This window comes from Paenibacillus ihbetae (assembly GCF_002741055.1).
Classification (GTDB): domain Bacteria; phylum Bacillota; class Bacilli; order Paenibacillales; family Paenibacillaceae; genus Paenibacillus_AQ; species Paenibacillus_AQ ihbetae.
This window is the reverse complement of the sequence record NZ_CP016809.1, coordinates 5,279,151-5,300,111: the sequence shown is the minus strand read 5'-3', so window position 1 is coordinate 5,300,111 and position 20,961 is coordinate 5,279,151. Positions and strand designations below refer to the sequence as shown.

Annotated in this window: 20 protein-coding genes and 1 riboswitch; of the genes, 5 read left to right on the top strand and 15 right to left on the bottom strand. The window is 51.7% G+C overall.

Annotation, left to right across the window (positions count from 1 at the left end; genetic code table 11):
* Positions 1-109: 109 nt before the first annotated feature.
* From BBD41_RS23780 to BBD41_RS23765, 4 genes are all read right to left on the bottom strand, one after another.
* Positions 110-616, bottom strand: a complete 507-nt coding sequence (locus BBD41_RS23780; RefSeq protein ID WP_077567303.1) for a DUF6886 family protein — start codon at positions 614-616, stop codon at positions 110-112.
* 393 nt (positions 617-1,009) lie between these two features.
* On the bottom strand, positions 1,010-2,170 hold the full coding sequence (ribD, locus tag BBD41_RS23775) for a bifunctional diaminohydroxyphosphoribosylaminopyrimidine deaminase/5-amino-6-(5-phosphoribosylamino)uracil reductase RibD (RefSeq protein ID WP_099480764.1): 1,161 nt from the start codon (positions 2,168-2,170) through the stop codon (positions 1,010-1,012).
* A 17-nt stretch (positions 2,171-2,187) separates the two neighbouring features.
* The gene (locus tag BBD41_RS23770) at positions 2,188-2,937 is read right to left on the bottom strand and encodes a GTP cyclohydrolase II (protein WP_099479006.1); all 750 of its coding nucleotides are present in this window, start codon (positions 2,935-2,937) and stop codon (positions 2,188-2,190) included.
* Between the two features lie 182 nt (positions 2,938-3,119).
* Positions 3,120-3,213: riboswitch (cyclic di-GMP riboswitch) on the bottom strand.
* 399 nt (positions 3,214-3,612) lie between these two features.
* Entirely contained in the window at positions 3,613-4,362 is a 750-nt protein-coding gene (locus BBD41_RS23765; RefSeq protein WP_099479004.1) for an SDR family NAD(P)-dependent oxidoreductase, read from the bottom strand.
* A 304-nt stretch (positions 4,363-4,666) separates the two neighbouring features.
* Between BBD41_RS23765 and BBD41_RS23760 the strand changes: the two genes are divergently transcribed.
* Positions 4,667-5,149: a VOC family protein gene (locus tag BBD41_RS23760; protein ID WP_099479002.1), complete on the top strand. Its 483-nt coding sequence runs from the start codon at positions 4,667-4,669 to the stop codon at positions 5,147-5,149.
* 123 nt (positions 5,150-5,272) lie between these two features.
* On the opposite strand, the gene BBD41_RS23755 is transcribed toward BBD41_RS23760, so the two are convergent.
* On the bottom strand, positions 5,273-5,737 hold the full coding sequence (locus BBD41_RS23755) for a GNAT family N-acetyltransferase (protein ID WP_099479000.1): 465 nt from the start codon (positions 5,735-5,737) through the stop codon (positions 5,273-5,275).
* 366 nt (positions 5,738-6,103) lie between these two features.
* Between BBD41_RS23755 and BBD41_RS23750 the strand changes: the two genes are divergently transcribed.
* Together BBD41_RS23750 and BBD41_RS23745 are read left to right on the top strand one after the other, a co-directional pair.
* Positions 6,104-7,378, top strand: coding sequence for a cation:proton antiporter (locus tag BBD41_RS23750; protein WP_099478998.1), 1,275 nt, complete (start codon positions 6,104-6,106; stop codon positions 7,376-7,378).
* A 21-nt stretch (positions 7,379-7,399) separates the two neighbouring features.
* Positions 7,400-7,912, top strand: coding sequence for a cation:proton antiporter regulatory subunit (locus BBD41_RS23745; RefSeq protein ID WP_099478997.1), 513 nt, complete (start codon positions 7,400-7,402; stop codon positions 7,910-7,912).
* A 265-nt stretch (positions 7,913-8,177) separates the two neighbouring features.
* Here BBD41_RS23745 and BBD41_RS23740 read toward each other — a convergent pair whose 3' ends face one another.
* From BBD41_RS23740 to BBD41_RS23730, 3 genes are all read right to left on the bottom strand, one after another.
* A complete protein-coding gene (locus BBD41_RS23740) occupies positions 8,178-8,576 on the bottom strand; it encodes a hypothetical protein (RefSeq protein ID WP_157929334.1) in 399 nt (132 codons plus the stop codon).
* Positions 8,577-8,614: 38 nt separating this feature from the next.
* A complete protein-coding gene (gene murI, locus BBD41_RS23735; RefSeq protein ID WP_099478993.1) occupies positions 8,615-9,418 on the bottom strand; it encodes a glutamate racemase in 804 nt (267 codons plus the stop codon).
* Between the two features lie 266 nt (positions 9,419-9,684).
* Positions 9,685-10,263, bottom strand: coding sequence for a hypothetical protein (locus tag BBD41_RS23730; RefSeq protein ID WP_099478991.1), 579 nt, complete (start codon positions 10,261-10,263; stop codon positions 9,685-9,687).
* A gap of 87 nt (positions 10,264-10,350) precedes the next feature.
* Here BBD41_RS23730 and BBD41_RS23725 point away from each other — a divergent pair, with 87 nt between their 5' ends.
* Positions 10,351-11,163: a lipase family protein gene (locus tag BBD41_RS23725; protein WP_099478989.1), complete on the top strand. Its 813-nt coding sequence runs from the start codon at positions 10,351-10,353 to the stop codon at positions 11,161-11,163.
* A gap of 130 nt (positions 11,164-11,293) precedes the next feature.
* On the opposite strand, the gene BBD41_RS23720 is transcribed toward BBD41_RS23725, so the two are convergent.
* Positions 11,294-11,716 (bottom strand): VOC family protein, encoded by a 423-nt coding sequence (locus BBD41_RS23720; protein ID WP_099478987.1) that lies wholly within the window; start codon positions 11,714-11,716, stop codon positions 11,294-11,296.
* A gap of 140 nt (positions 11,717-11,856) precedes the next feature.
* Positions 11,857-12,336, bottom strand: coding sequence for a hypothetical protein (locus tag BBD41_RS23715; RefSeq protein WP_099478986.1), 480 nt, complete (start codon positions 12,334-12,336; stop codon positions 11,857-11,859).
* A 267-nt stretch (positions 12,337-12,603) separates the two neighbouring features.
* Here BBD41_RS23715 and BBD41_RS23710 point away from each other — a divergent pair, with 267 nt between their 5' ends.
* Entirely contained in the window at positions 12,604-13,647 is a 1,044-nt protein-coding gene (locus BBD41_RS23710) for a LacI family DNA-binding transcriptional regulator (protein ID WP_099478984.1), read from the top strand.
* Between the two features lie 33 nt (positions 13,648-13,680).
* Here BBD41_RS23710 and BBD41_RS23705 read toward each other — a convergent pair whose 3' ends face one another.
* The 5 genes from BBD41_RS23705 to BBD41_RS23685 form a co-directional block, all read right to left on the bottom strand.
* Positions 13,681-14,562, bottom strand: coding sequence for a carbohydrate ABC transporter permease (locus BBD41_RS23705; RefSeq protein ID WP_099478982.1), 882 nt, complete (start codon positions 14,560-14,562; stop codon positions 13,681-13,683).
* Positions 14,563-14,577: 15 nt separating this feature from the next.
* On the bottom strand, positions 14,578-15,477 hold the full coding sequence (locus BBD41_RS23700) for an ABC transporter permease (RefSeq protein WP_099478980.1): 900 nt from the start codon (positions 15,475-15,477) through the stop codon (positions 14,578-14,580).
* Between the two features lie 123 nt (positions 15,478-15,600).
* Positions 15,601-17,280 (bottom strand): extracellular solute-binding protein, encoded by a 1,680-nt coding sequence (locus BBD41_RS23695; protein ID WP_099478978.1) that lies wholly within the window; start codon positions 17,278-17,280, stop codon positions 15,601-15,603.
* Between the two features lie 94 nt (positions 17,281-17,374).
* Entirely contained in the window at positions 17,375-19,084 is a 1,710-nt protein-coding gene (locus tag BBD41_RS23690) for a response regulator (protein WP_099478977.1), read from the bottom strand.
* The gene (locus tag BBD41_RS23685) at positions 19,084-20,832 is read right to left on the bottom strand and encodes a sensor histidine kinase (protein ID WP_237086891.1); all 1,749 of its coding nucleotides are present in this window, start codon (positions 20,830-20,832) and stop codon (positions 19,084-19,086) included. Before BBD41_RS23685 ends, BBD41_RS23690 begins: the two co-directional genes overlap by 1 nt.
* Positions 20,833-20,961 lie beyond the last annotated feature (129 nt).

Sequence of the window (20,961 nt, the reverse complement as noted above, 5' to 3'; positions counted from 1 at the left end):
TCCCCTCCGATATCAAGCTGGCGCGTCCATTCCGGGTCGCAGTACACGACTACAACCCTCTTCCATTAAGCCTTCCTCCTATATCAGAAACTGCCTTTCAATTACCCATCTACAGGGTCGCATTCCGCATTCGAATCATGGAAAAATGAACAGTAGACGCTAACACTTGTTCTTTCAGCGGCAGAAGCGACGGCGTAAAGCGCAGCTCGATACCGGCTTGAAGGATCGCGCCGACCAGGTCATTGATGCGCTCCACCTGGACAGGCACCACCGTTTGCATCGCTACATAATATCCGGCGTTCCGGTCAAACTCTTCAAAATCATCAGGCTCGAAGCTATACCTATAAATGCAAGCCGTTCTCACCCGCTCGTACCAGCCCGATTCGATCACCATCATTCTTCGAGCTTCCGACAGCCCGAAAAACTTCTCCACATCCGCTTCCGTCGTATCCTCACCGGCCTCCAGACACACCCTTGGACATTCTCTTGGAACATAATAGTGCGGAGCATGATGCGCATCGATCGCCCACACTTTAGCAGGCTCATCGTGCTGGTTGTATAGGACTCTCGGCTCGAACCTTGTAATACCCGGATCCTCACTGAAATGATAAAGCACCTATAGCTCACTCCTCTTCTTTGATCGCGGCTCCTTCCGCCCTTTTACGGTCAAGGAATAATTGTTCTCCAGCGACCGGACCATCACACATCTAGTTTAGAGCATGGATTCTTACGATTTACAGTTGCCCTAGATAAAGTCCTTCCTACAAAAATATACCATCTAATCCATGCGATCAATATGGCGCTTGATCACCCTTTGGATCCAAAGATAAATAAGGCCGTCTGTCGAAGCTCACATTGAGATGAAGAGAAAAAAATGGATTTTAAAATGACTCTTTGACATCGATGATGGATTCAATTTCGCAGATGAGAAAAACGGCAGTATCCGGCTGCCGTTTTCTCTCATTCATAATATAATATTTTCTATATTGGCATATTTACTACTAGCTATTCAAGAGCTGCTCAGGGTAGTAAGCTCTTCATTTAGATAATCTATTACGTAGGTACTCCCAGAGGCGGAACTATCATCATTCGGATAAGCAGTGATGCAAATATCTTCGCCGATTTGTTGAACGGAATGAATCTTTACCCGCAGCGCTTCATCCATCAATTCTAAATCCGAGCCTGCGTACGGCGAGATGGATTTCCGTCCTCCCAACACCTTGGGGGCGATATAAATCATCCATTTATCAATAAGGTTGGCCCGAAGGAAGGATCCATTTACTTCGCTGCCTCCTTCTACCAGCAGGTCGGTAACACCTCGCTGATATAACATATCCGATAATGCATGGAGGTCCAGCCCGTAACGGTTCACAGGAACGAACAGAATTTCAATTCCTTTTTGCTGCAGCATGCGCACTCTTTCCGGATCAGCATCCTCCTTCGTGACTACCCATGTCTTTGCTGCTGAACAGTCGGTAACTTTGGCATCCTCAGGCAGTCTCAAATTCGAATCTAAAATGACCCGGATGGGATTCTTCCCGCTTTCTTCTGGCAGTCGGGTCGTAAGGAGGGGATCATCCGCCAAAACCGTATTAATTCCTACTAATATGGCATCGACTTTGTTTCTTAGTTTATGTACCACAAGCTGTGTTTCATCACATGTAACCCATTTAGAATGTCCCGTCGACGTGGCAATTTTCCCGTCAAGCGTCATGGCTACCTGGGAAATAATAAACGGCCGTCGTTTTGACATATTGTGCACGAATCGTTCATTGAGTAATTCGGCTTCCTTCCCCAATACACCCACATCAACTTCTATCCCATGCTCTCTCAATAATTGAATGCCTCTTCCGGCCACCATCGGATTCGGATCCTGCATCGCCACGACAACTCTTGCGATTCCCGAGTTGAGGACGAATTCTATACAAGGAGAGGATTGAGGGCTTGGTTCCAGCGTAACATAGAGTGTTGCGTCTTCGGTGTATCCTTCAGCCATTTTGAATGCATGCACCTCCGCATGAGGTTCCCCTGCATTTCGATGAACACCTGCACCGACTACTTGTCCATCTTTAACAATTAGTGCGCCAACAACCGGGTTCGGGTTCGTTTTCCCATTGGCCGTACCTGCCAGTTCCAATGCCAGCCTCATAAAATGTTGGTCTGATTTCATACGATTTACACTCCCCGTCATAATAAAGCAGTCTCCACCAAGGAGTTATAGATATGACCCGATTTTTCGATTTTCGTTGCCAAATACCGATTATTGTGCTCGGACACATCTCCCCAAATCGATACATGCTGATCGGTTACAAGTCCTTTTTCCCGCAAAGACTGCAGCTTTCTAGGATTGTTCGTAATCAGGGTGACTGGTTTTTGCCGCAAGCTCTGAAGTACACGTATGGCTTCTTCATAGGAGCGCTGGTCATCCTCGAAGCCAAGACCAAGATTGGCCTCTACTGTATCGAACCCTTCCTCTTGCAAAAGATAAGCTAACGATTTGGAGAAAAGGCCTATTCCGCGACCCTCGTGATTCGCCAAATAAAAGAGAGCCCCGCTGCCGTTTTCCACGATCATGCGCATGGATGTCCGCAGTTGGTAGCCGCAGTCGCATCGTTTGCTCCCAAAAATATCTCCCGTATGGCAAATGCTGTGCATCCGTATCAAGGCGTGCTCCTCATTAGCAAAATCACCGTATACCAGCACGGAAGACTGCTGATATGAAGCGAGATCTGCCTGAGATAATGAGTCTAGAATATCATTCTTATCCATAAATGAATTGCCTGTATTTAACCAAGTGTACCATTTAAATACGACTTCATAATCCTCCAATTGCACAGGGAGCCGAACGGGACCAACAAGGCCGATGTTGGGACATTCCGGCTGTTTAAGAATGGTTAATTTACTCTCTAGCAATTTCCTGACCTGGTCCGAATTCATGAATACAACTCCTTTTTTGTTATGATGGTTACAATCGATGGTTTGTTTTCCTCCCTGAAAACGTTGGCAATTTTGCGCTAGCTATTACTTTTTCAGCCTCAAAAATCCAGCCGCGGAAATGTAAATTTCTAGAAATGGACACAAAAAAACCCCTGTCTGAATAGACGGAGGCTTCCGTCGTATTCGGTAACTGGCTGGCATAGCGGATGCAAGCGATCCACCTTAGCCCCTGTAGCTTTGCGTCGCCACTTTTCAGTGGGTTTGCCATTATCGTACGATGTCATTTCATAGAATTAATCCGCGATTGTTGTCGATTATGGGAAGGCAATACCAAATCAGAAACAATCGAAAGTAATAGCTTTTTGTCGATATGACTACAAATTGAATATAAAATACAACTTCATGAATTGCAACCAAAATATAATTCGATCCGAAGGAACGATTAAAAGATTACCGTCTTCCCGCTCACTTTCTAAACTAGCACTAGCTTGGTCCGCTTAAGCTTCATTTCAAATGACGGCTTCGTAATGTATTCCATATAAGCGATCGTGCCGGTAAACTCCAGGTATGCTTGGAACCGAGTGCGGATTCTCAACGATTCCGCCAACGGCAACAATATGGGTTGGCATGATCATGGCATTCGCCTCCGCTCGTTATTCTTGCTTATCATCAGCTTTACGAGGAATAAACCTCATTATAATTCACGATGCTTCCGGGAGGATGTTCCTCATCCAAAATGCGCAGAAGATGCGCTCCAATCTCGGTTGTGGACAGCAGCTGCCCGGATTCATAGGCTTGGGAAAATGCACCGGCCAGCTCAAACTGCTTCTCATCCTGATCTCTGGCCATGCTTTGCATTTCCGTATCCACCATGCCGGGATTGACGGCAATAATCTGAGCCGGATTCTCCCCGCTTGCTTGCTCTAGCCCTACACACTGCGTGAACATATTGAGCCCGGCTTTGGCGGTACAGTATGCGCTCATGGAAGGAGCGGGATATACCCCCGAGCCCGAAGAAATATTCATGATTTTCCGCCGGGCCTTATACCCATTGGTTTGATTCAAAAAGCAAGAGGTTAGGATCATCGGCGCAATGAGGGTGATCTGCACATTCTTCGCAATCTCCGCCGCTCCGCATCGATCGATTCTCCCAAGCGGTTCCAGCATTGAGGCATTATTAATAAGGTAAACTGTATCGGTATCCTCAAGCTCCATGCTCCCTATGATATTTTCCATCAGCAGCTCAAGTCCCGAGGGTTCACTCAAGTCATACACATAATGAGTGTATCGCTCATATCGATCCAGCGTCATCGAATGGCTTCTCGCAATTCCGTAGACGGCATGTCCCTGCTGAAGAAGCATCGTCGCGAGCTGTTCTCCGATCCCTCTTGACGTACCCGTTATAATATAGTGTCTTTGACTCATCTTTTGCGCCTCCAATTCATCACATCCAACCGCCTCACATGTCTTACATCACAAGACATTTTTGCATCGGGCTGGTTGGACCTCCTTGTGTGGCTGAATATTCCACACCCTATGGATTTCCAGTTTCATCTGCGATCTCCTGCCTGGGGCTCTCATTTCGATTATGCTATCATGTTGACCTCTACTGGAAATCAGCAATTCAGAAGAAACCGTTGCATGGCGATTATGATACGATGAGCTCAGTAATAAACCATTCCCGTATCATTCGAAAGGAGCTGCATCCGATGAATGCTACCTTCAGAAAATATCGCCCAACCTGTGGTTTAACGACGAAGCAGAAGAAGCGGCACAATATTATATTTCAATCTTTAACAACTCCAACATCACCAGAGTCACGCGTTACGGGTCGGAGCAGAATGAACATCATACGGTGGACGAAGGCACCGTCATGACGGTGGAGTTTCAGCTGGAAGGCCAGCCCTTCGTCGCGTTGAACGGCGGACCGCAGTTCCATTTTACAGAGGCGATTTCATTTATCGTACATTGCGAAACCCAAGAAGAAATCGACTATTATTGGGACAGGCTTACTGCAGGCGGGGATGAAAAGGCTCAGGTATGCGGCTGGTTAAAAGACAAATTCGGCGTGTCCTGGCAGGTTGTCCCTGCAAATCTGAGCACGATGATCACCGATCCGGACCGCTCGAAAGCGGAACGGGTGATGGAAGCACTGCTGCAAACCAAGACAAAAATCGACCTGCGAGCTTTAGAAGAAGCTTATGAAGGGTGAGCGATAAATAAAAAAGGGTGCCGGGCGGCACCTTTTCCCTTTCCAGATCACTTACGGAACGCCTGCTGCAGGAGAGCGGCCCATGACTTGTGGATTACAGGTTTCAGTCGCAGTTGCTGCGCATCAGCCGCTGTTTTCATCTTGTCTTTGTCCTCCAAGCTTAAGGGAATGGGTAATGTTCAAGTGCTGCGGAGATGCTGAGAAACCCAAGCTGATGTAGAAATCCCCAGCCTGCGGCTGATCCGTTCTTAGGACCAGCCTGCTGTAATGATGACCGGCCGTTTGTATGACTGCTTGCATCAGCATTCTCCCGACCCCCTGTCTCCGAAATTCCGGCAGCACATACATTCTCCGCACCCTGCCGGTGTCCCCGCCGGAATCAGACCCTTGATTCAGCCCGCAAATACCGATGATTCTGCCTCCGGATCTGCATGCGAACAACGCTTCATGCTCGCGGTCAAACCGGTTAACACCAGACGCGTATTCCTTGACGAGTCGGCGGATATGCCTGAACCCCTCCCTGCTGCTCTCGGTTACAAGCTCATCCAGCTCACCCGGGTCGAATACCTTTATTTGATAGACCTCCATCTGTCCCCCTCCTGTTCCTGCCTTCAATAGCTAAGGTTCCATCAGCCCAATGAATTCATCCTTGCCGGTATATTCAAGCATCCCGTTCTTCCCGATCCGGTCTCTGCTCATGCCAATGGGATAGGGATGAGAATACACAGGATGTGACACCGCTACTGCCTTCGTAGTCCTCTTCATTTCCTACGAATGGGTTCGCCGGCTGGGCCTCTAGCCCATGTCAATGTTCCCTGGATTTCAGCCTCAGAAGGGCATGGCCATCCATTAAACGGTTGAAATTTGCATTTTCATACAGAATGTTTGTAAAATTTCGCATAGTCATGTACGATAGGCTTGATTGCCAAAAAGAGAAAACAAAGGAGGTCTTCAATGGACGACATGATGTTTGAGGTTGGAACCGCTTTAATTTTGGTTGCCATCGCCTCCGTTATTGCCGGAAAGCTTAAATTTTCCATCATCCCCTTCTTGATTGTTCTCGGTATGCTGGTGGGACCGCATGCGCCGACCATCGGGATCCTCGACTTCAAGTTTATTGACAGTCAAGGCGTTATCGATTTTTTGGGACAAATCGGTATTCTATTTCTATTGTTCTATCTAGGACTTGAGTTCTCGGTTCAGAAATTAGTGAAATCCGGGCGGAATATTGTGACTGGAGGAACAATCTATGTCACGCTGAATTTCGTGCTGGGGCTGGCTTACGGGTTTTTGGTCCAAATGCCGCTTTATGAAACGCTGATCATCGCAGGGATGCTCTCCGTTTCTTCCACGGCGATCGTCGCCAAAGTGCTGGTTGATTTGCGCAGGACCGGTAACGCGGAGACGGAGCTCATCCTCGGCATGATCTTGTTTGATGATATTTTCCTCGCTGTGTTCTTGTCGGTCATGTCCGGCTTATTGCTCGGGGGAACGGCTTCGATCGGAGCCACCATCTTGTCCGTTGGCATCTCCATCGGATATATGCTGCTGTTCTTCGTGATCGCAAGGAAAGGTCCGCCTATCCTAAACAAGTTGCTGCGAATTACATCGAATGAAATTTTTATTATTGTTGTCTTCTCGACCATGATTTTTATCGCAGGCTTCTCGGAGAAGCTTCACGTTGCAGAGGCAATCGGCGCGCTGCTCTTCGGGCTTGCGTTATCGGAAACGGAGCACAGCGAACGGATTGAACAGCTGGTCGTTCCGTTCCGCGATTTTTTTGGAGCGATATTTTTCTTCAGCTTCGGGCTCAGCATCGATCCGTTGTCATTAGGCAATGCCTTCTGGCTTGCCATTGGCGCCGTGATTTTAACCATTATCGGCAATCTGATTGCCGGAATGATCGCCGGCCGGAAAGCGGGACTGTCGCATAAATCTTCGCTTAACATTGGACTCACCATCATGGCGCGCGGCGAATTTACGATCATCGTGGCCAATTTGGGCGTGGCCGGCGGATTATCTGTCTTGATCAAGCCGTTTTCCGCACTCTATGTTCTCGTTCTGGCCATATTGGGTCCGCTCTTGACCAAAGAATCGAAGCGGATCTACCGCGGCGTGAACCGGATATTCAAATGGAGCGAGCCGGTGGAGAAAGGGAAGAAGAAGCATTCCGGCGTCCGCGAGGTCAGCGAGGTCAGTGAAGACTCGAAAATCAAACTGGATCAATAAACATGGAAGGAGGAACTCCATATGAGTTTCATTCGTGAGTCCGAACTGCCGGGCATCGGGAAAAAGTTTCTGATTCAGACCCGATCAGGGGATAAACTGGCTGTCATTATCCATAACGACGGCCGAAGAGAGATGTATCATTTCGAGGACGATAATCCTGAAGAAACGCTCTCCCAGATATCTTTGGACGACGACGAGGCAAGACAAATCGCTGCGATCGTCGGGGGAATGGTTTACAAGCCGAAAGAGCTTGAGACCATTGAAGTGTCTCTGCAAGACCTGATCATCGAGTGGATCCGCGTAGAACCGCATTATCATGGCGCGGACAAATCGATTGAAGAGCTCGAAATTCGTAAAAGGACGGGGGCCAGCATCCTTGCCATCGTCAATCGCCACCATCAAAAAATAAATCCAGGGCCGGAGCAAATCCTTTCTGTTGGCTCCACGCTTGTATTGGCTGGAGAAAGACAACAAATCCGGCAGTTCAAAGAGCTTCTGATTGGCAAACAAACCGGCGAGCCCGATCAATCGTAACATCAGCACTCATTCTATATGATCATGCGATAAGGAATCTTCCTTAATCTAAAACGCACCCTTCGTATGGACATTGGGGAATCCCAGTCGTGCATCACGTAAGGGTGCTTTTTAAAATTGCGGGCTTCATGCAAACTGGCTTTCCCCTGCATCATGTCCCCGCCCTGTAAGCCCTGATCATGCATCAGTTAATATGAGCTCCAGTGCTTGTTCCCTCAGGCAAAGGTGCAGCTCCGCCTGCCGCCTGTAAATATTATGCATGTGCCTACATCAGCTTTTTGACGACGATATCCACGAGCATGAACACCAGTGCGGCGCCGGCACCAAACGTCCAATACAGCAGCTGCTCCGCTTGACCGAAGTTTACGGTGGCATCGGAAAAGATCAGCATCGAAACAAGCAGCCCGAGTACGCCATACAGCCCAACCGTTAACAACGCCCGATTCATAGCCTTCCGGGGTCGTACCCGTTGCAGGATCAACTCGATCCCAATCGAAATCGGGACCCCGACAAGCAGCATAATCATTACGCTGTAGATGCCGACGACGACAATATAAAAGGTAAATCCGTAATGCGGGTTCATCATGACAAGCGCCATAACGGATGTAAAGATAAAGGACGCAGCGACCCCCGAAATGCATTTTTTGATCAGCATACTCAGCATTCTATCGCTCCATCCCTTCATAAAGATTTACCTATCCTTCAGTCGGCTTCATTTGCAGCCAGGTTACCGGCTTCCATCGCTCCGTAAATCGTGAGCGCCCTCTCCATCTTCCGAATGTATGCGGCCGAGCCGCCGGAGCACAACAGCTTTACATCATTCCGTCCGCTGCTGCCAAGCAAGCCGCGTTCTCTCAGCACCTCGACCAGACGTTTGACGGTTCCTGCGCTTCCATCGATGATCCGAATGTGCTTCGGCAGCAAATCGCACAGGATGTTCCTGTAAAAAGGATAATGCGTGCACCCCAGCACGACGGTCCCATATTGCGACAGGTCGAACCCTTCCAGCTTGCTCCTGAAATACGCCTTCATGACTTCCGGGTCAAAGTTCAGGGCCTCACAGTGCTGGACGAGCTCAGGGAGCGGCAGGGAATCCACGATATGCCTGTCGTCAACGCGATGCACGAGCTCCCGGTATTTGGCTTCCTTCAATGTAAGCGGCGTCGCCAGGACTAAGATTCTTTTCCCGGTGTCCCGGTTAATTTGTACGGCCGGTTTAACGGCAGGCTCCATGCCGATAATCGGGATGTCGTATTTCGTTCGCAGATCTGAAACGGCGAGGCTCGTCGCGGTATTGCACGCGATAACGATCGCTTTGACCTCTTCTTCCATGATCGTTTCGATCGAACGCTGTATATAGGTCTTCACGTCTTCCGCAGCCTTCGAGCCGTACGGGACATGAAGCGTGTCGGCGTAAAACAAAAAATCCTCCTGCGGCAGTCTCTTCATGGCCGTCGATAATACGGTCAATCCGCCCAGCCCCGAGTCAAAAAAAGCAATTCTCATGATTTTCACCTTCGGTATGTTCGTTGTGTTCGTATCGCCACCTGGTCGAATACGTTCTTAAGTAAACCATATTCGCAGGCGGTTTGAAAAGCCAATTGGCCCAGGTCCGAGCGGAAAAGTAGCCATACGCCAAAAAAATCTTCTTCCCTCGAAGCCCGTTGCAGCTCATCTATGCGAATGAAGACATGAACAATCCTTGTTATGTGAACGCTCTTACATCGTGGTCTCCCGACCTTTGTTGCCACATTACAGAAACTTCTTTTCGATCAGACCGCCGCTCTGGAATACAACAGGGCGCCGCCGGAGCCGAGGACCACGAAATGCCTGCCGGATGGGGAAAATCCGCATTTCACGTTCCCGTCCAATCGACTCAGATCCAGCATGACGGCGTCTTTCAAGTATTCATAGCCCTGCCTGAACACGTTGTCCAATACGACGGAGGCCCTCGGCCACCAGGGATTGATGACCTCCACCATCCAGCCGTCATTCGTAAGGCGAATGCCATCCCCCGCTTCGAATCCGAATATCGTGATCAGCTGCCCATCATGCGGAATGCGGAAAGTCAATCTATCCGGACCCATTCCTTCCTCCGTCGCATCCGCATCCCGGTTTCGATGAAGCAGCTGCCCTGTTCCCGGCTGTATTACGCTGTAGCCTGAGCTGCTGATCAGGACAAGGTGTTCTTCCTGATCCCAGCCGCACGCCGTACAGCCAGCTGCGGGAACAACTACCCCGGCCGTCCAGGGGTGCGGAGACTTAGCGGGCTCCATGGCTTGGGCGCGCTGAAGCAGCTGAAGCTCATGGGGCGAGCGGATTTCTGTCCGAGGTCTTTTTCCAAATTTCATGCATGATTCTCCTTCATTCGGTATAATAGGCACCTTTCCCTCATTCCCTCAATATATTGTGTAGGAAGGGGAAGGACGGGATGAAGTATGGAACTGAACTCGGCGCAAGCGCAGCGGGCGATTTTTCTAGCGGCCGTCTGCAGTCAGACGTATGTGCAATTTTCGAATCCGGACGGATCGTTTGTGCTTCCGGCACATTATTCGCTCTATGATACCATTGAAGCCAGATCCTTACTTAGCGTATGGGAACGGTTCGGGTTTATTCTAGAGTCAGACGAAGAGCTCGTCATTGCCTTCCGGGGAACCAGCTCGACGAGCAACTGGATCGCTGACGCGATCGCCTCCCAAAAACGGTTCAGCTATATCAAGGACGAGGTCCTCGCCCACCGCGGGTTCATGAGCATTTATTCTTCCGCCCGCAGGCAAATAACGGCTGCGCTTCGGCGATTGGATCCTGAGAAGCCCTTGTTCCTGACCGGGCACAGCCTGGGTGCAGCCCTTGCAACGTTATGCGCCATCGACGTCGCCGCGAATACGGAACGCGCTCTCTTCCTGTTTACGTTCGGGTCGCCGCGCGTTGGGGATCACGCTTTTTCGAAAGCCTTTGCCCATTATGTGCCGAACAGCTACCGGATCGCCAATCTGCTCGATGTGGTAACCCATGCCCCGCCTCCTGTCTACAAGCTTCCGAAACGGGACAAAACCTACGACTACAGCCATGTTCCCTCCCCATGCGCGCTTAACTTTCAGAACGGCTCCGTATCCGCCAATCATATCATTGGGAGTTATTATGCCGAGCTGGCCAAACGCGAGCCTGAATATGCCGGGTTATTGTCTGCGGCGAATCCCGGTTTCTGCCCGGGAACGGAAACCACGATCCCTCAATTGGAGGTGAAGTAATACGCTCGCTCCAGGTATCCGGCCAAATTACTCCCAGTTCAAGAGCGTGTTCCCCCGGATGACGTCAGCATCGGGAACATTTCAGCAAATCAGTTTCAGCAAATCCATAGAGAATAATCGAATCGCAAGGCTACTTCGTTCTTCTCATAAGAGGATGGTCTTCATTCAACTCCAGCAAGTCCCACAGGTTTCCGTAGAGATCCTTGAACACGGCCACCATTCCATAAGGCTGCTCTTTAGGCGGCCGGACAAACTCGATCCCCCGCTGAACCATCTCCTCGTAATCGCGCCAAAAATCATCGGTATTCAGAAACAGAAACACCCTTCCTCCGGCTTGATTGCCGATAAAAGGCTCTTGCTCCGGCTTGGATGCCCTGGCAAGCAAAATGGTCGTACCGACCGATCCCGGCGGAGCAACGACGACCCAGCGCTTATTCTGCTCCGGCTGGTATGTGTCCTCGAGCAATGTGAAATTCAGCTTACGGGTATAGAACTCAATAGCCTCGTCGTAATCTTTTACAACAAGCGCGATATGTACGATCGATTGGATCATATTCGGGGGCCCCCGTTCGTTTTTTAATGAATTTTTTATACATAGTATTTTGTAGCTAAAATGCTCGGCCTGCCACATCTTGTGCCAAACGTTAATCGATAGAACCATAGGGATCCGCTCTATTAGTCTTCATGCCCTGTTCAAACGGGTTGGGGATATGTCTTCAATCGCTGCCGGAACACGTTACCATAATGCTCTATGGTTTTGGGATAAGCGGTGTTGTCGATCAGCTTTTGCAAAATATATTGCCCTTCTTCATAGTGAATAAAGGTTTCGCTGCGGTCATACAGCTGTCTAACCAGCTGCCGAACGACTGCAACCCTCTCCTTCGTGCAGCCGAATCCGATGCGAATCAGATCCAGCTGATCGACGGGATCCCTGTACGTGTCCAGCACGACAAAATGATCACCATGACTACGGGAGGCGTACATTAAGACGTCGCCGGAATGAACCGGTGCATCAAAGTATCGCTCGTAAATCGTGGTGATCGGAATATCGATATCCAGTGCTTTTGTAAGGTCCATGAGGACGGGATCCTCCACATATTCGTCGCTATCATCGTCAGTGTAGGCAATCAATTCGGTTATCGGGATCGTCATTAAAAATTGGTAGGTTTGCATGCGATTTTCACCTCGTTGAATCGGGTCGCTTATCCTAGTATATCAACCGTTCGTATGACTGACATGGATCGGATCAAGAGGGTCCCACTCTTTTCAAAATTCAACATATTCCCTGTTCATTATACCACTCTATCAACGGACAAGCGGCTCTCTATTTGATTTAATCGTCTTTATAGCTTCTCAGCTTGTGATCCTGGTTTCGAAGTGTTATTTTTATTAGGATAACATTTGGTTGCAAATGAATGAAATGAGAGAGCAGGAGCGTTTATGTCAAGAAAAGTATCGATCCGGGTCCTCGCGGAGGAGCTCGGCTTATCCAAATATGCGGTTTCCCGGGCGCTAAGCGGAAAGTCCGGAGTCAGCGAAGCAACGCGGCAGCGCGTAATGGAACTGGCTAAAACGCTGGGCTACCAGCAGCGGCAGCAGGCTCCCGCCCTGCAGACCGGGGAACGGGAACAAGCATCGTCCGCCCCGTACATCCTCGTGTGCATGAGTCATGCCCATTCCGCTAACGCCGTTTATTGGCAGCGGGTCTTGAACGGATTGCTGCGCAGCTGCGACGAGCTGGGATATAAGGCGATCATCGTGTCCCCCGAGCCGGAGCCGGCCCGGGCCGACCAATCACCACAGCAAGCGATCGCTCCCCATCTCGATTGGTCCCGATGCGGCGGCATCGTGGTGATGGGCAACCTTCCCGAGGCGGTTCTCAGCCTCATCGCCCGCGCGGAGCGTCCGTATGTGCTGGTTGATCATGCAGATGACCTGGCCTCCTGCGATAAAGTGAACAACGATAATATCGAAGCCGGAGCCGCCATCACAAGGCATCTGCTCTCCCTGAAATGCAGGCATATCGCCATAATCACGGATGAGGCCTGGTCGCCCAGCTTTGAGGATCGCCTTACGGGTGCCAGGATAACGATAAGCCGCCAGCCTGAAGGGGCGGTCAAGCTTACCGAATGGAGAATCCGTTACGGAGCTCCCTGGGAGCAGTCATTATATGAACGGATGCTGGAGCTGACGTCGGCATCGCGCCCGGACGCCTGGATCGGCGCTAATGACGATATTGCGATCCGCTGGATGCGCAAGCTTCAATCGGAAGGCCATGCCATTCCAGCGTTTACCCGGATCGCCGGCATCGATAACGTGGAAGCCGCAACCCTTGTCACGCCTTCGTTGACTACGGTCAATCTGTGCAAGGAGGAGCTGGGACAGCGGGCAGTCGAAGCGCTGATACGCCGCATGGAGCGTTCCGGCGCTCCGACGGAGACGATCCATCTATCGACCCGCCTTATTGTAAGGGACAGCACCTGAGGCTCTTCTGGTTCGCGGGAGCTTCCATGGGAATTACTCCTTGACGCTGCCCAGCACGATTCCTTTGACGAAGAATCGCTGCAGAAACGGATACAACAGCAAAATCGGCAAGGATCCGATGAAGATTTGCGCGGCCTTAAAGGTTCGGTTCGATACATCCGCTAAGGCAGCGGCGTCATCCGCATTGACCATGGTCAGATTGGTCTGGACGATCACGGTCTGCAGATAGCTGGAGAGCGGGTATTTTTCCGGCGAATTCATGAGCAGCAGCCCGTCGAACCATTCGTTCCATTGGCCGACGATCGTAAACAGCGTAACGGTGGCCATGGCCGGCAGGGACAGCGGAGCGTAAATGTTCCACAGACTGGTGACGTATCCCCCGCCGTCCATGAAGCAGGATTCTTCCAGCTCCTTGGGCAGGCCGCGGAAAAAATTAAGCAGCAAAATCACGTTGAATACGGCCACCGCCCCGGGTATGATCAATGCCCAGAGTGTATCGATCAGCCCCGTGTCCCGGATCGTCATGTAGCGCGGAATCAGCCCTCCCGAGAACAGGGTTGTAAACACGAAGAACCAGGCATATTGCGTGCGGAATTTAAAGTCCCGCGGCTCCTTCGACAGCGGATAAGCAATCAGCAGGGTCAGGAGCATGCTGATCCCGGTACCGAGCACGACCCGCTGCACGGTCACCCACATCGCCACCATGAACTGGGGTTTATTCAGGACGTATTGATAGGAGCCAAGCGTGAAATCGACGGGCCACAGCTTCACGATCCCGGCCGTCGCCGCTCCCTTGGAGCTGAGCGAGACTGCCAGAATATGCAGGATCGGAAGAAAGCACAGCAGCCCGAGGCCGATCAGAAAAGTATAGTTGAAGGCGAGAAAGATTTTGCGGCTGAGCGACGATGTATGCATACGGACACTTCCTTCCTAAAATATGCGGTAATTGGCGAACTTGGATGCCAGGGCGTAGGACGTGACGATGAAAATAAACGAGATCAACGATTTAAAAAGGCCGATTGCCGTGGCTACCCCGTACTGGGCGCCCTGCATCCCGATCCGGTAAATAAACGTGTCCAGAATGTCTCCGCTCTCATAGACCTGCGGGCTGTATAGGTTAAACACCTGATCGAAGCCGGCGTTCAGCACGTTTCCGAGCGAGAGGGTCGCCAGCAATATGATGATCGGCATCATGCCCGGAAGGGTAATATGCCAGGTCTGCTTCCAGCGGTTTGCGCCATCGACCGTAGCGGCTTCATATAGGGAAGGATTGATGGAGGTCAATGCCGCCAAATAGACGATGGTGCTGAAGCCAAATTCCTTCCAAATGTCCGTGATGACCAGGGTATAAGGGAACCATTGGTTGCTGCCGAGAAAAAAGATCGGCTCGATGCCGAACCAGCCCAGGATCTGGTTCACGATTCCGTTCGTCGGCGACAAAATATCGATGAAGATCCCCCCGAGGATGACCCATGACAAAAAATGGGGCAAATAAACGAGCGTCTGTACGCCCCGTTTGATCAGCTCGTTTCTCAGCTCGTTCAGCAGCAGGGATATGACGATCGGCACGACGAGCCCGCCGATGATCTTCATGAATGCGATAAACACCGTATTCCAAATGATCTGACCGGTTTCCGGCAAATCGAACACATAACGGAAATTGTCCAGTCCGATCCAATCGGAGCCGAACAGGCCCTTAAACGGCACGAACTTCTGAAAAGCCATGGCGATGCCGACCATCGGCCAGTAGCTGTAAATCAAGACGATGACGACGCCGGGCAATATCATGAGATGAAGCGGCAGCTGCCGCCGGAGTTTCTTGCTTAACATGGCGATCCTCCTCCAGTCTGTCCAGTATGCGTGAATCCTCGGTCCATGCGAAAAGTGAAAGGGGGCGGGGCTTTAAGACCTCCCTCCCCCTGTTCCCCTTCATTTCAAAGAATGGATCTCCTGTTATCTTTCCGCCTTCCAGGCATTGACTTCTTCCGTTATTTTGTCGCCGCCGAGCTTTTTCCAATTGGCCACGAATTCGTCAAACGTATCGATGCTGGCCTCGCCCAATATGATTTTGATGAACGTCTCCTGCTCCAGCCGGTCAAGCGTCGCCTTTTTGTCCGCCATCGTCTCGGTCGGAGCTCCGACGTAACCGTTCGAGATCACCTTGCCCGCATCGTTCAGATCGCGGAGCTGCTTCATGGAGCCTTCCGGACCGTTGGCCGCGTAGCCGGACCAGCCCATCGGATTGTTGCCTGCGAGATATTCCTGGAACTCCTTGAACATAATCTTGGTTTCGGCGCTGGTAATGCCCTCGTCGCTTCCGGATTCCAGCGCTTTGGCCAGCTCCTCCTGCCGGATCAGGTCCTTGTTGGGATTGACGACCTCAACCAGCGAGTATTTATTGACGCCGATCGATACGTCGTCTTCGACGACTTGTCCGTATTTATCGAATTCGGCATTGCTGCTGTACAGCTTTTCATAATACAGATTGGCCAGTTTGACGATGACCTCAGGATGCTCGTACCCCTGCTTGACCACATAATATTGGGATACGGCAAAAGGCATTTGCACCGTGGCCGGCCCCCCTTCCAAAGACGGGATCGGATAGGACTTCCACTTCACCGATTCATCCTCTTTCACCATGTCCCAGAACGGCCATGCCGGATACCAGCTCGGCCCGATGAGCATTCCGACCTTGTGGGTCGTCACGGATTCGAACACCTTGACGGTGTCCTTGACGCCGAATTCCGGATCGATCAGCTTGTTCTTGAACATATCCTGCAGCTTGGCCAGCGCCTCCTTCATTTCCGGCTGAATGCTGCCGAACTGCAGCTTACCTTCCGCGTCTTCGACCCAGATTTGCGGATATCCGCCGAATCCGTTAAAGAATCCTACGGAGGAGCTGTTTAATCCGATATCCTTCGTGAGCGCGAGCCCATAGGTGTCTGCCTTGCCGTTCCCGTCCGGGTCTTCTTTGGCAAAAGCCTCGGCGATCGTCACGAGATCGTCCATCGTTTTCGGTTCCGGCAGCTTCAGCTTCTCCATCCAATCCTCCCTCACCCACAGCAGCGGGGCCGAGCCGCCGATGACCGGCTGGGTCGAAGGGATCGCCAGCAGCTTCCCGTCGAACGTTGCGGAAGGGAGCGCGTTCTTCTCGATGTCCATGACCTGCTTCAGATCATCGCTGGCATAATTTTCAAAGGCTGCCGTCAAGTCCGCCAACTGTCCCGCATCGGCGAGCTGACGAAGCTGCTCCGGCGTGACCTGCATAATGTCCGGGAGATCGTTCGAGGCAATCGCGATATTCATTTTGGATTCGTACTGCTCCTGGCCGGTCACCACCCATTTGTAGTTGAGGTTAATGCCCATTTCTTTGTAAAGCTCGGTCCACACGTTGTTTTTGATGTCCTGCCCGGACGGGAATTTCACTTCCTCGCCGACATACCGGACCGCATTCAGCTGAATCGGGGGATCATACTTGCCGAACGGGTCACCGGGTTCCTGGGTCGAAGCCTCCGGATTCGAGGCGGAATCGGGCGTATTCCCTCCGGTCTCACCTTTGCTGCAAGCGCTTAACATAACAACAATCATCAGCATGCCGACCAGCAGTCGGGGCATGATTTTCTTGGGCTTCATGTTTGCGACCTCCTCGGATTTCATATTTGTAATGAGTATACGGGAACAAAAAAAGAGCTATCTACTTAAAGCTCTTTACTTTGATATCTTCTGTTTACAAGTTTTGAAGTTCTCTATATTCTTGCGGCGTTAGATGGGTCGTTTTTTTGAAGAAGCGGTAAAAATAAGGCGGTGAGCTGAACCCGACGGCCGCTGCGATGACATGGATTTTATCCGTGGTCTCCTTCAGCAGCTGCTTCGCTTTGGCCAGCCGGGCGGCATTGATCGAATCGGACAGCCCTTCCCCGGTCACCTGCTTATACAATCTGGACAAATACGAAGGATTATGCCCCACGGCCTCCCCGATCTGTGTCAAGGAAAGGTCGCCGGCAAGGTTATCCTCGATATATCGTTTGACCTTGTCGATGACCTCATGCTGCTGCTCCTGTTTCCCTTGCTCTTTGCGGTTGAAGATGATTTCGGCCAGCCGTTCGAAGTACGCGCTCGCCTCTGCCCAAGAGTCATGCTCCTCCAGATGGGTCAGCCGGATATAGTCGACATTCCCTTCACCCTCCACGGCATGGGATAAAGCTTCCATGTCCACGAGGGACGGCATCAGCACGGAGACCAGGCCGTAATACACCTCCATTTTCAACAGATGCGAAATTTCGGGCGGGAAGGAAGAGGCATCCGTCACCTCGCGAAGGAGGTGCAGAAATTCTTCGCGATCCCCGTTGTCGAGGCAGCCGCGCAGAAGCTCCATCCGTTTCAGAAACACGCGGGAGCGACCAAGAAAGTTCCCCGTACCTTCCGAGTGGCTTCGCGGGCCCGTTTCCGACAGCAGAGACTCCTGACCGATGCCGAGGCCGCTGTCCAGGAGCCGCTTCAGCCCTTCGAACTTCTCCCCCAGGCGTGCAAAGCCGACCCACTCGCCTGCTATCGCGAAGGAGGTCTTGACGCGCAGAAGCGATCTGCAGACGTCCTGAATCTGCTCCAGCATCCCATGGACAAAGCGTTGGACCCGTTCCGGTTCCTGTTCCTGTTTCGGTTCTGGCCACCGGCTGCCCTCCTCTTGAACCTCCCCGTGCTCGTTGTACTGCAGCACCCAGATCATTTTGGAACGGCCGTATTCCACCGCCAAGCCGGTGGTCATCGGACTGAGCAGCTCGCCAATGATATTCTGGACCGCATACGACATCAGCGATTGGGTCGACGGGCCGTCCTCCCTGTTCCGGGTATCCAGCCGGCACAGCAGCAGCAGGCAGGGCTTGTCGGCCGCAAGCTTCATTTCCAGCTCCGAAAAACGCTGCTCCAGCTCCGGCTGCGAAATGCTTTCAGGCGTCCGCTGCATCAGCTCGAGGACATACTGCTGCTGCAGAAACGGCAGCGCCCTGCGCATATGTTCTCTCGCTTTGGCGATCAGCCCGCCTTCTTCCACCTCCCGGTCAAGCAATTCCACGGTTTTTTCGATCGCCTTCAGCACCGCATCGTTTCCTTCCGCCTTCAATACATAATCGACGCTGCCCAGCCGAATGGCCTCCTGGACATAGGTGAAGTCGTCGTATCCGGTCAAGAATATGACCTTGCAGCGGGGCCACTGCCTGGATATTTCTTTGTATAGGGCAAGACCGTTTAATCCCGGCATTTTAATATCGGACAGGACGATATCCATCTTCGCCCGCTTGAGCCAGGCCAAAGCCTCCGAAGAGGAGTAAGCCTTATGCACCTCGAGCCCGAGATGTTCCGCATTCTGGCATAAATCGGCAAGCCCGTTCACGATAAAGGGTTCGTCATCCACAATCAAGATTCGATAAACGCTTCTCATTAATATCGCTCCTCTCTTGCGGTCGGCAGTTTCATGTCAATTCTCAAACCGCCCAACCTGCTTCTTGAAAAGGTCAGTCCGCTCTCAGGTCCGAATTTTAACTGCAAGCGCCGGTGCACATTGGATAGACCGGTGATCTCTCCTTTCCAATCGGGGGTTTCAATCATGGCTTGCAAGCCCGACAGCTTCTCGTCCGTTAACCTCTCGCCGTTATCCTCCACGATGATGTGCAGCGTTTGCCGATCAGCCGCCATGGTGATCTGGATCTGCCCGCCTGCTTCCCGTTCCTCAAGCCCGTGCTCGTATGCATTTTCGATCAGGGGCTGCAGAATCAGCAGCGGAACGTGCAGCTGCTCCCAGGTAGCCGGAATGTCGTCCCAATGGGCGGAGATCCGGTTGTGGAAACGGATCGTCTGAATGTCCACATAAGCTTTGGCATGCCCTACCTCCGCCTTCAGCGGAACTTCGTCGGCGGCGTTCCGGGTGATATACCGGAAATATTCCCCCAAATGCCGCGTGAAGCGGACGATATTGTCATAATCCTGCATCGCCCCCATCTGGTGCAGCGTAAAGAAGCTGTTATATAAAAAATGCGGGTTGATTTGGGATTGAAGCTGCTTCAGCTCGGAGCGCTGGGATCGGATCTTCTGCTCGAACACCTCGTGAATCAGTGCCTGCAGCCTCTTTACCATATGGTTAAACTGCTCGTATAAATAATGGAATTCATCATGATGCTTATGGCGCAGTTCCATGCGCGGACTATCGAAATCGATGCTGCGGAATGCCCGGACCATCCGCTGCAGCGGCTGATGAATCCGGCTGTAAATCCAGCCGGAGAAGCCGATGACCACCAGCAGAGAGAAGCCCGACAAGCCAAAAAAGAGGATGCGGTATTTGCCGAGCGGCCCCAAAAATTCAGCCTCGGGCACATAGATCACCAGATCGGCATTCAGGAAGGCGGATCGCTCCGCGCTAACCCAGTAGGACGCCCCATCGATCACCGCCTTCGTGTTGTAAGGAACTTTGGAAAACTCCGTATTTGTCAGCGCTTTCATATCAATATGGCCAGCCAGCCTGTTTCCGATCGTTCCCCCGCCTTCCGGCGTCAGGGTCCAGCTCCTGTCCCCCCCAAGAAGAACGGCACCGCCGTCCCCGGATGCGAGCTGAAGCAGCGCCGATTGCAGTTTCGGAACGGATAGCTCCGCCGCAATGACGAAATTGGGTGCTGTATCTGTCCGCCATCGTTCCGGATATACCATGCCGAGCTGAAGCTTGTCCTCCCACTCGAAGACGATGCCATCCGGCCGCTTGGCTAGCGCCTCCATCTGTTCCGTCGGCATGGCGCCTTCATAGGACACCTGCTCGATCGTTTTCCCGATCAACGGAACGTAGGTTTTGGCTTCTTGCATGTATTGATTGGAGTTTTGCAGCAGCCGCATTTTGCCCTGGAGGCGGTTAATGGACTGGAAATATTCGGAGCGGCTCATGGCGGGCGCGATGGTGCTGAGTTTCTGGAGGTCGGAGTCCTGGGATAAATCGTTCATAAGCTGCACCGTCGAGCGCAGCTCCTGTTCCAGCGTGCGTATGAAGAAATGGGTCTTTGCATTCAAGGAATGGGTAATTTCCTGCTCTACGCTACGAAGTCCCGATTCGTTCATGTACAAGGCGGCGGCATACACCGGGACGATCGCAAGCAAAAAGCCGGCCACAATTTTCGGATAAATCGACTTGTGCCACAGCAGCTTCATGGGTCGCCTCCACTTCATCACCATGATTGCTTCAGCCTGACCATAAGGTCAGGCTGAAGCGGACAAACATCTGGGGAAAAGCAGCGAGTCGCCCGGAAGAAGTCCGGGATACGTCATACACTGCGTTGT

Excerpts from the sequence above, each read along its gene's own strand:
- ribD (WP_099480764.1), bottom strand. The coding sequence starts at position 2,170 with ATGAAATCAGACCAACATTTTATGAGGCTGGCATTGGAACTGGCAGGT.
- BBD41_RS23770 (WP_099479006.1), bottom strand. The coding sequence starts at position 2,937 with ATGAATTCGGACCAGGTCAGGAAATTGCTAGAGAGTAAATTAACCATT.
- BBD41_RS23765 (WP_099479004.1), bottom strand. The coding sequence starts at position 4,362 with ATGAGTCAAAGACACTATATTATAACGGGTACGTCAAGAGGGATCGGA.
- BBD41_RS23755 (WP_099479000.1), bottom strand. The coding sequence starts at position 5,737 with ATGGAGGTCTATCAAATAAAGGTATTCGACCCGGGTGAGCTGGATGAG.
- BBD41_RS23750 (WP_099478998.1), top strand. The coding sequence starts at position 6,104 with ATGGACGACATGATGTTTGAGGTTGGAACCGCTTTAATTTTGGTTGCC.
- BBD41_RS23745 (WP_099478997.1), top strand. The coding sequence starts at position 7,400 with ATGAGTTTCATTCGTGAGTCCGAACTGCCGGGCATCGGGAAAAAGTTT.
- BBD41_RS23740 (WP_157929334.1), bottom strand. The coding sequence starts at position 8,576 with ATGCTGAGTATGCTGATCAAAAAATGCATTTCGGGGGTCGCTGCGTCC.
- murI (WP_099478993.1), bottom strand. The coding sequence starts at position 9,418 with ATGAGAATTGCTTTTTTTGACTCGGGGCTGGGCGGATTGACCGTATTA.
- BBD41_RS23730 (WP_099478991.1), bottom strand. The coding sequence starts at position 10,263 with ATGAAATTTGGAAAAAGACCTCGGACAGAAATCCGCTCGCCCCATGAG.
- BBD41_RS23725 (WP_099478989.1), top strand. The coding sequence starts at position 10,351 with ATGGAACTGAACTCGGCGCAAGCGCAGCGGGCGATTTTTCTAGCGGCC.
- BBD41_RS23720 (WP_099478987.1), bottom strand. The coding sequence starts at position 11,716 with ATGATCCAATCGATCGTACATATCGCGCTTGTTGTAAAAGATTACGAC.
- BBD41_RS23715 (WP_099478986.1), bottom strand. The coding sequence starts at position 12,336 with ATGCAAACCTACCAATTTTTAATGACGATCCCGATAACCGAATTGATT.
- BBD41_RS23710 (WP_099478984.1), top strand. The coding sequence starts at position 12,604 with ATGTCAAGAAAAGTATCGATCCGGGTCCTCGCGGAGGAGCTCGGCTTA.
- BBD41_RS23705 (WP_099478982.1), bottom strand. The coding sequence starts at position 14,562 with ATGCATACATCGTCGCTCAGCCGCAAAATCTTTCTCGCCTTCAACTAT.
- BBD41_RS23700 (WP_099478980.1), bottom strand. The coding sequence starts at position 15,477 with ATGTTAAGCAAGAAACTCCGGCGGCAGCTGCCGCTTCATCTCATGATA.
- BBD41_RS23695 (WP_099478978.1), bottom strand. The coding sequence starts at position 17,280 with ATGAAGCCCAAGAAAATCATGCCCCGACTGCTGGTCGGCATGCTGATG.
- BBD41_RS23690 (WP_099478977.1), bottom strand. The coding sequence starts at position 19,084 with ATGAGAAGCGTTTATCGAATCTTGATTGTGGATGACGAACCCTTTATC.
- BBD41_RS23685 (WP_237086891.1), bottom strand. The coding sequence starts at position 20,832 with ATGAAGCTGCTGTGGCACAAGTCGATTTATCCGAAAATTGTGGCCGGC.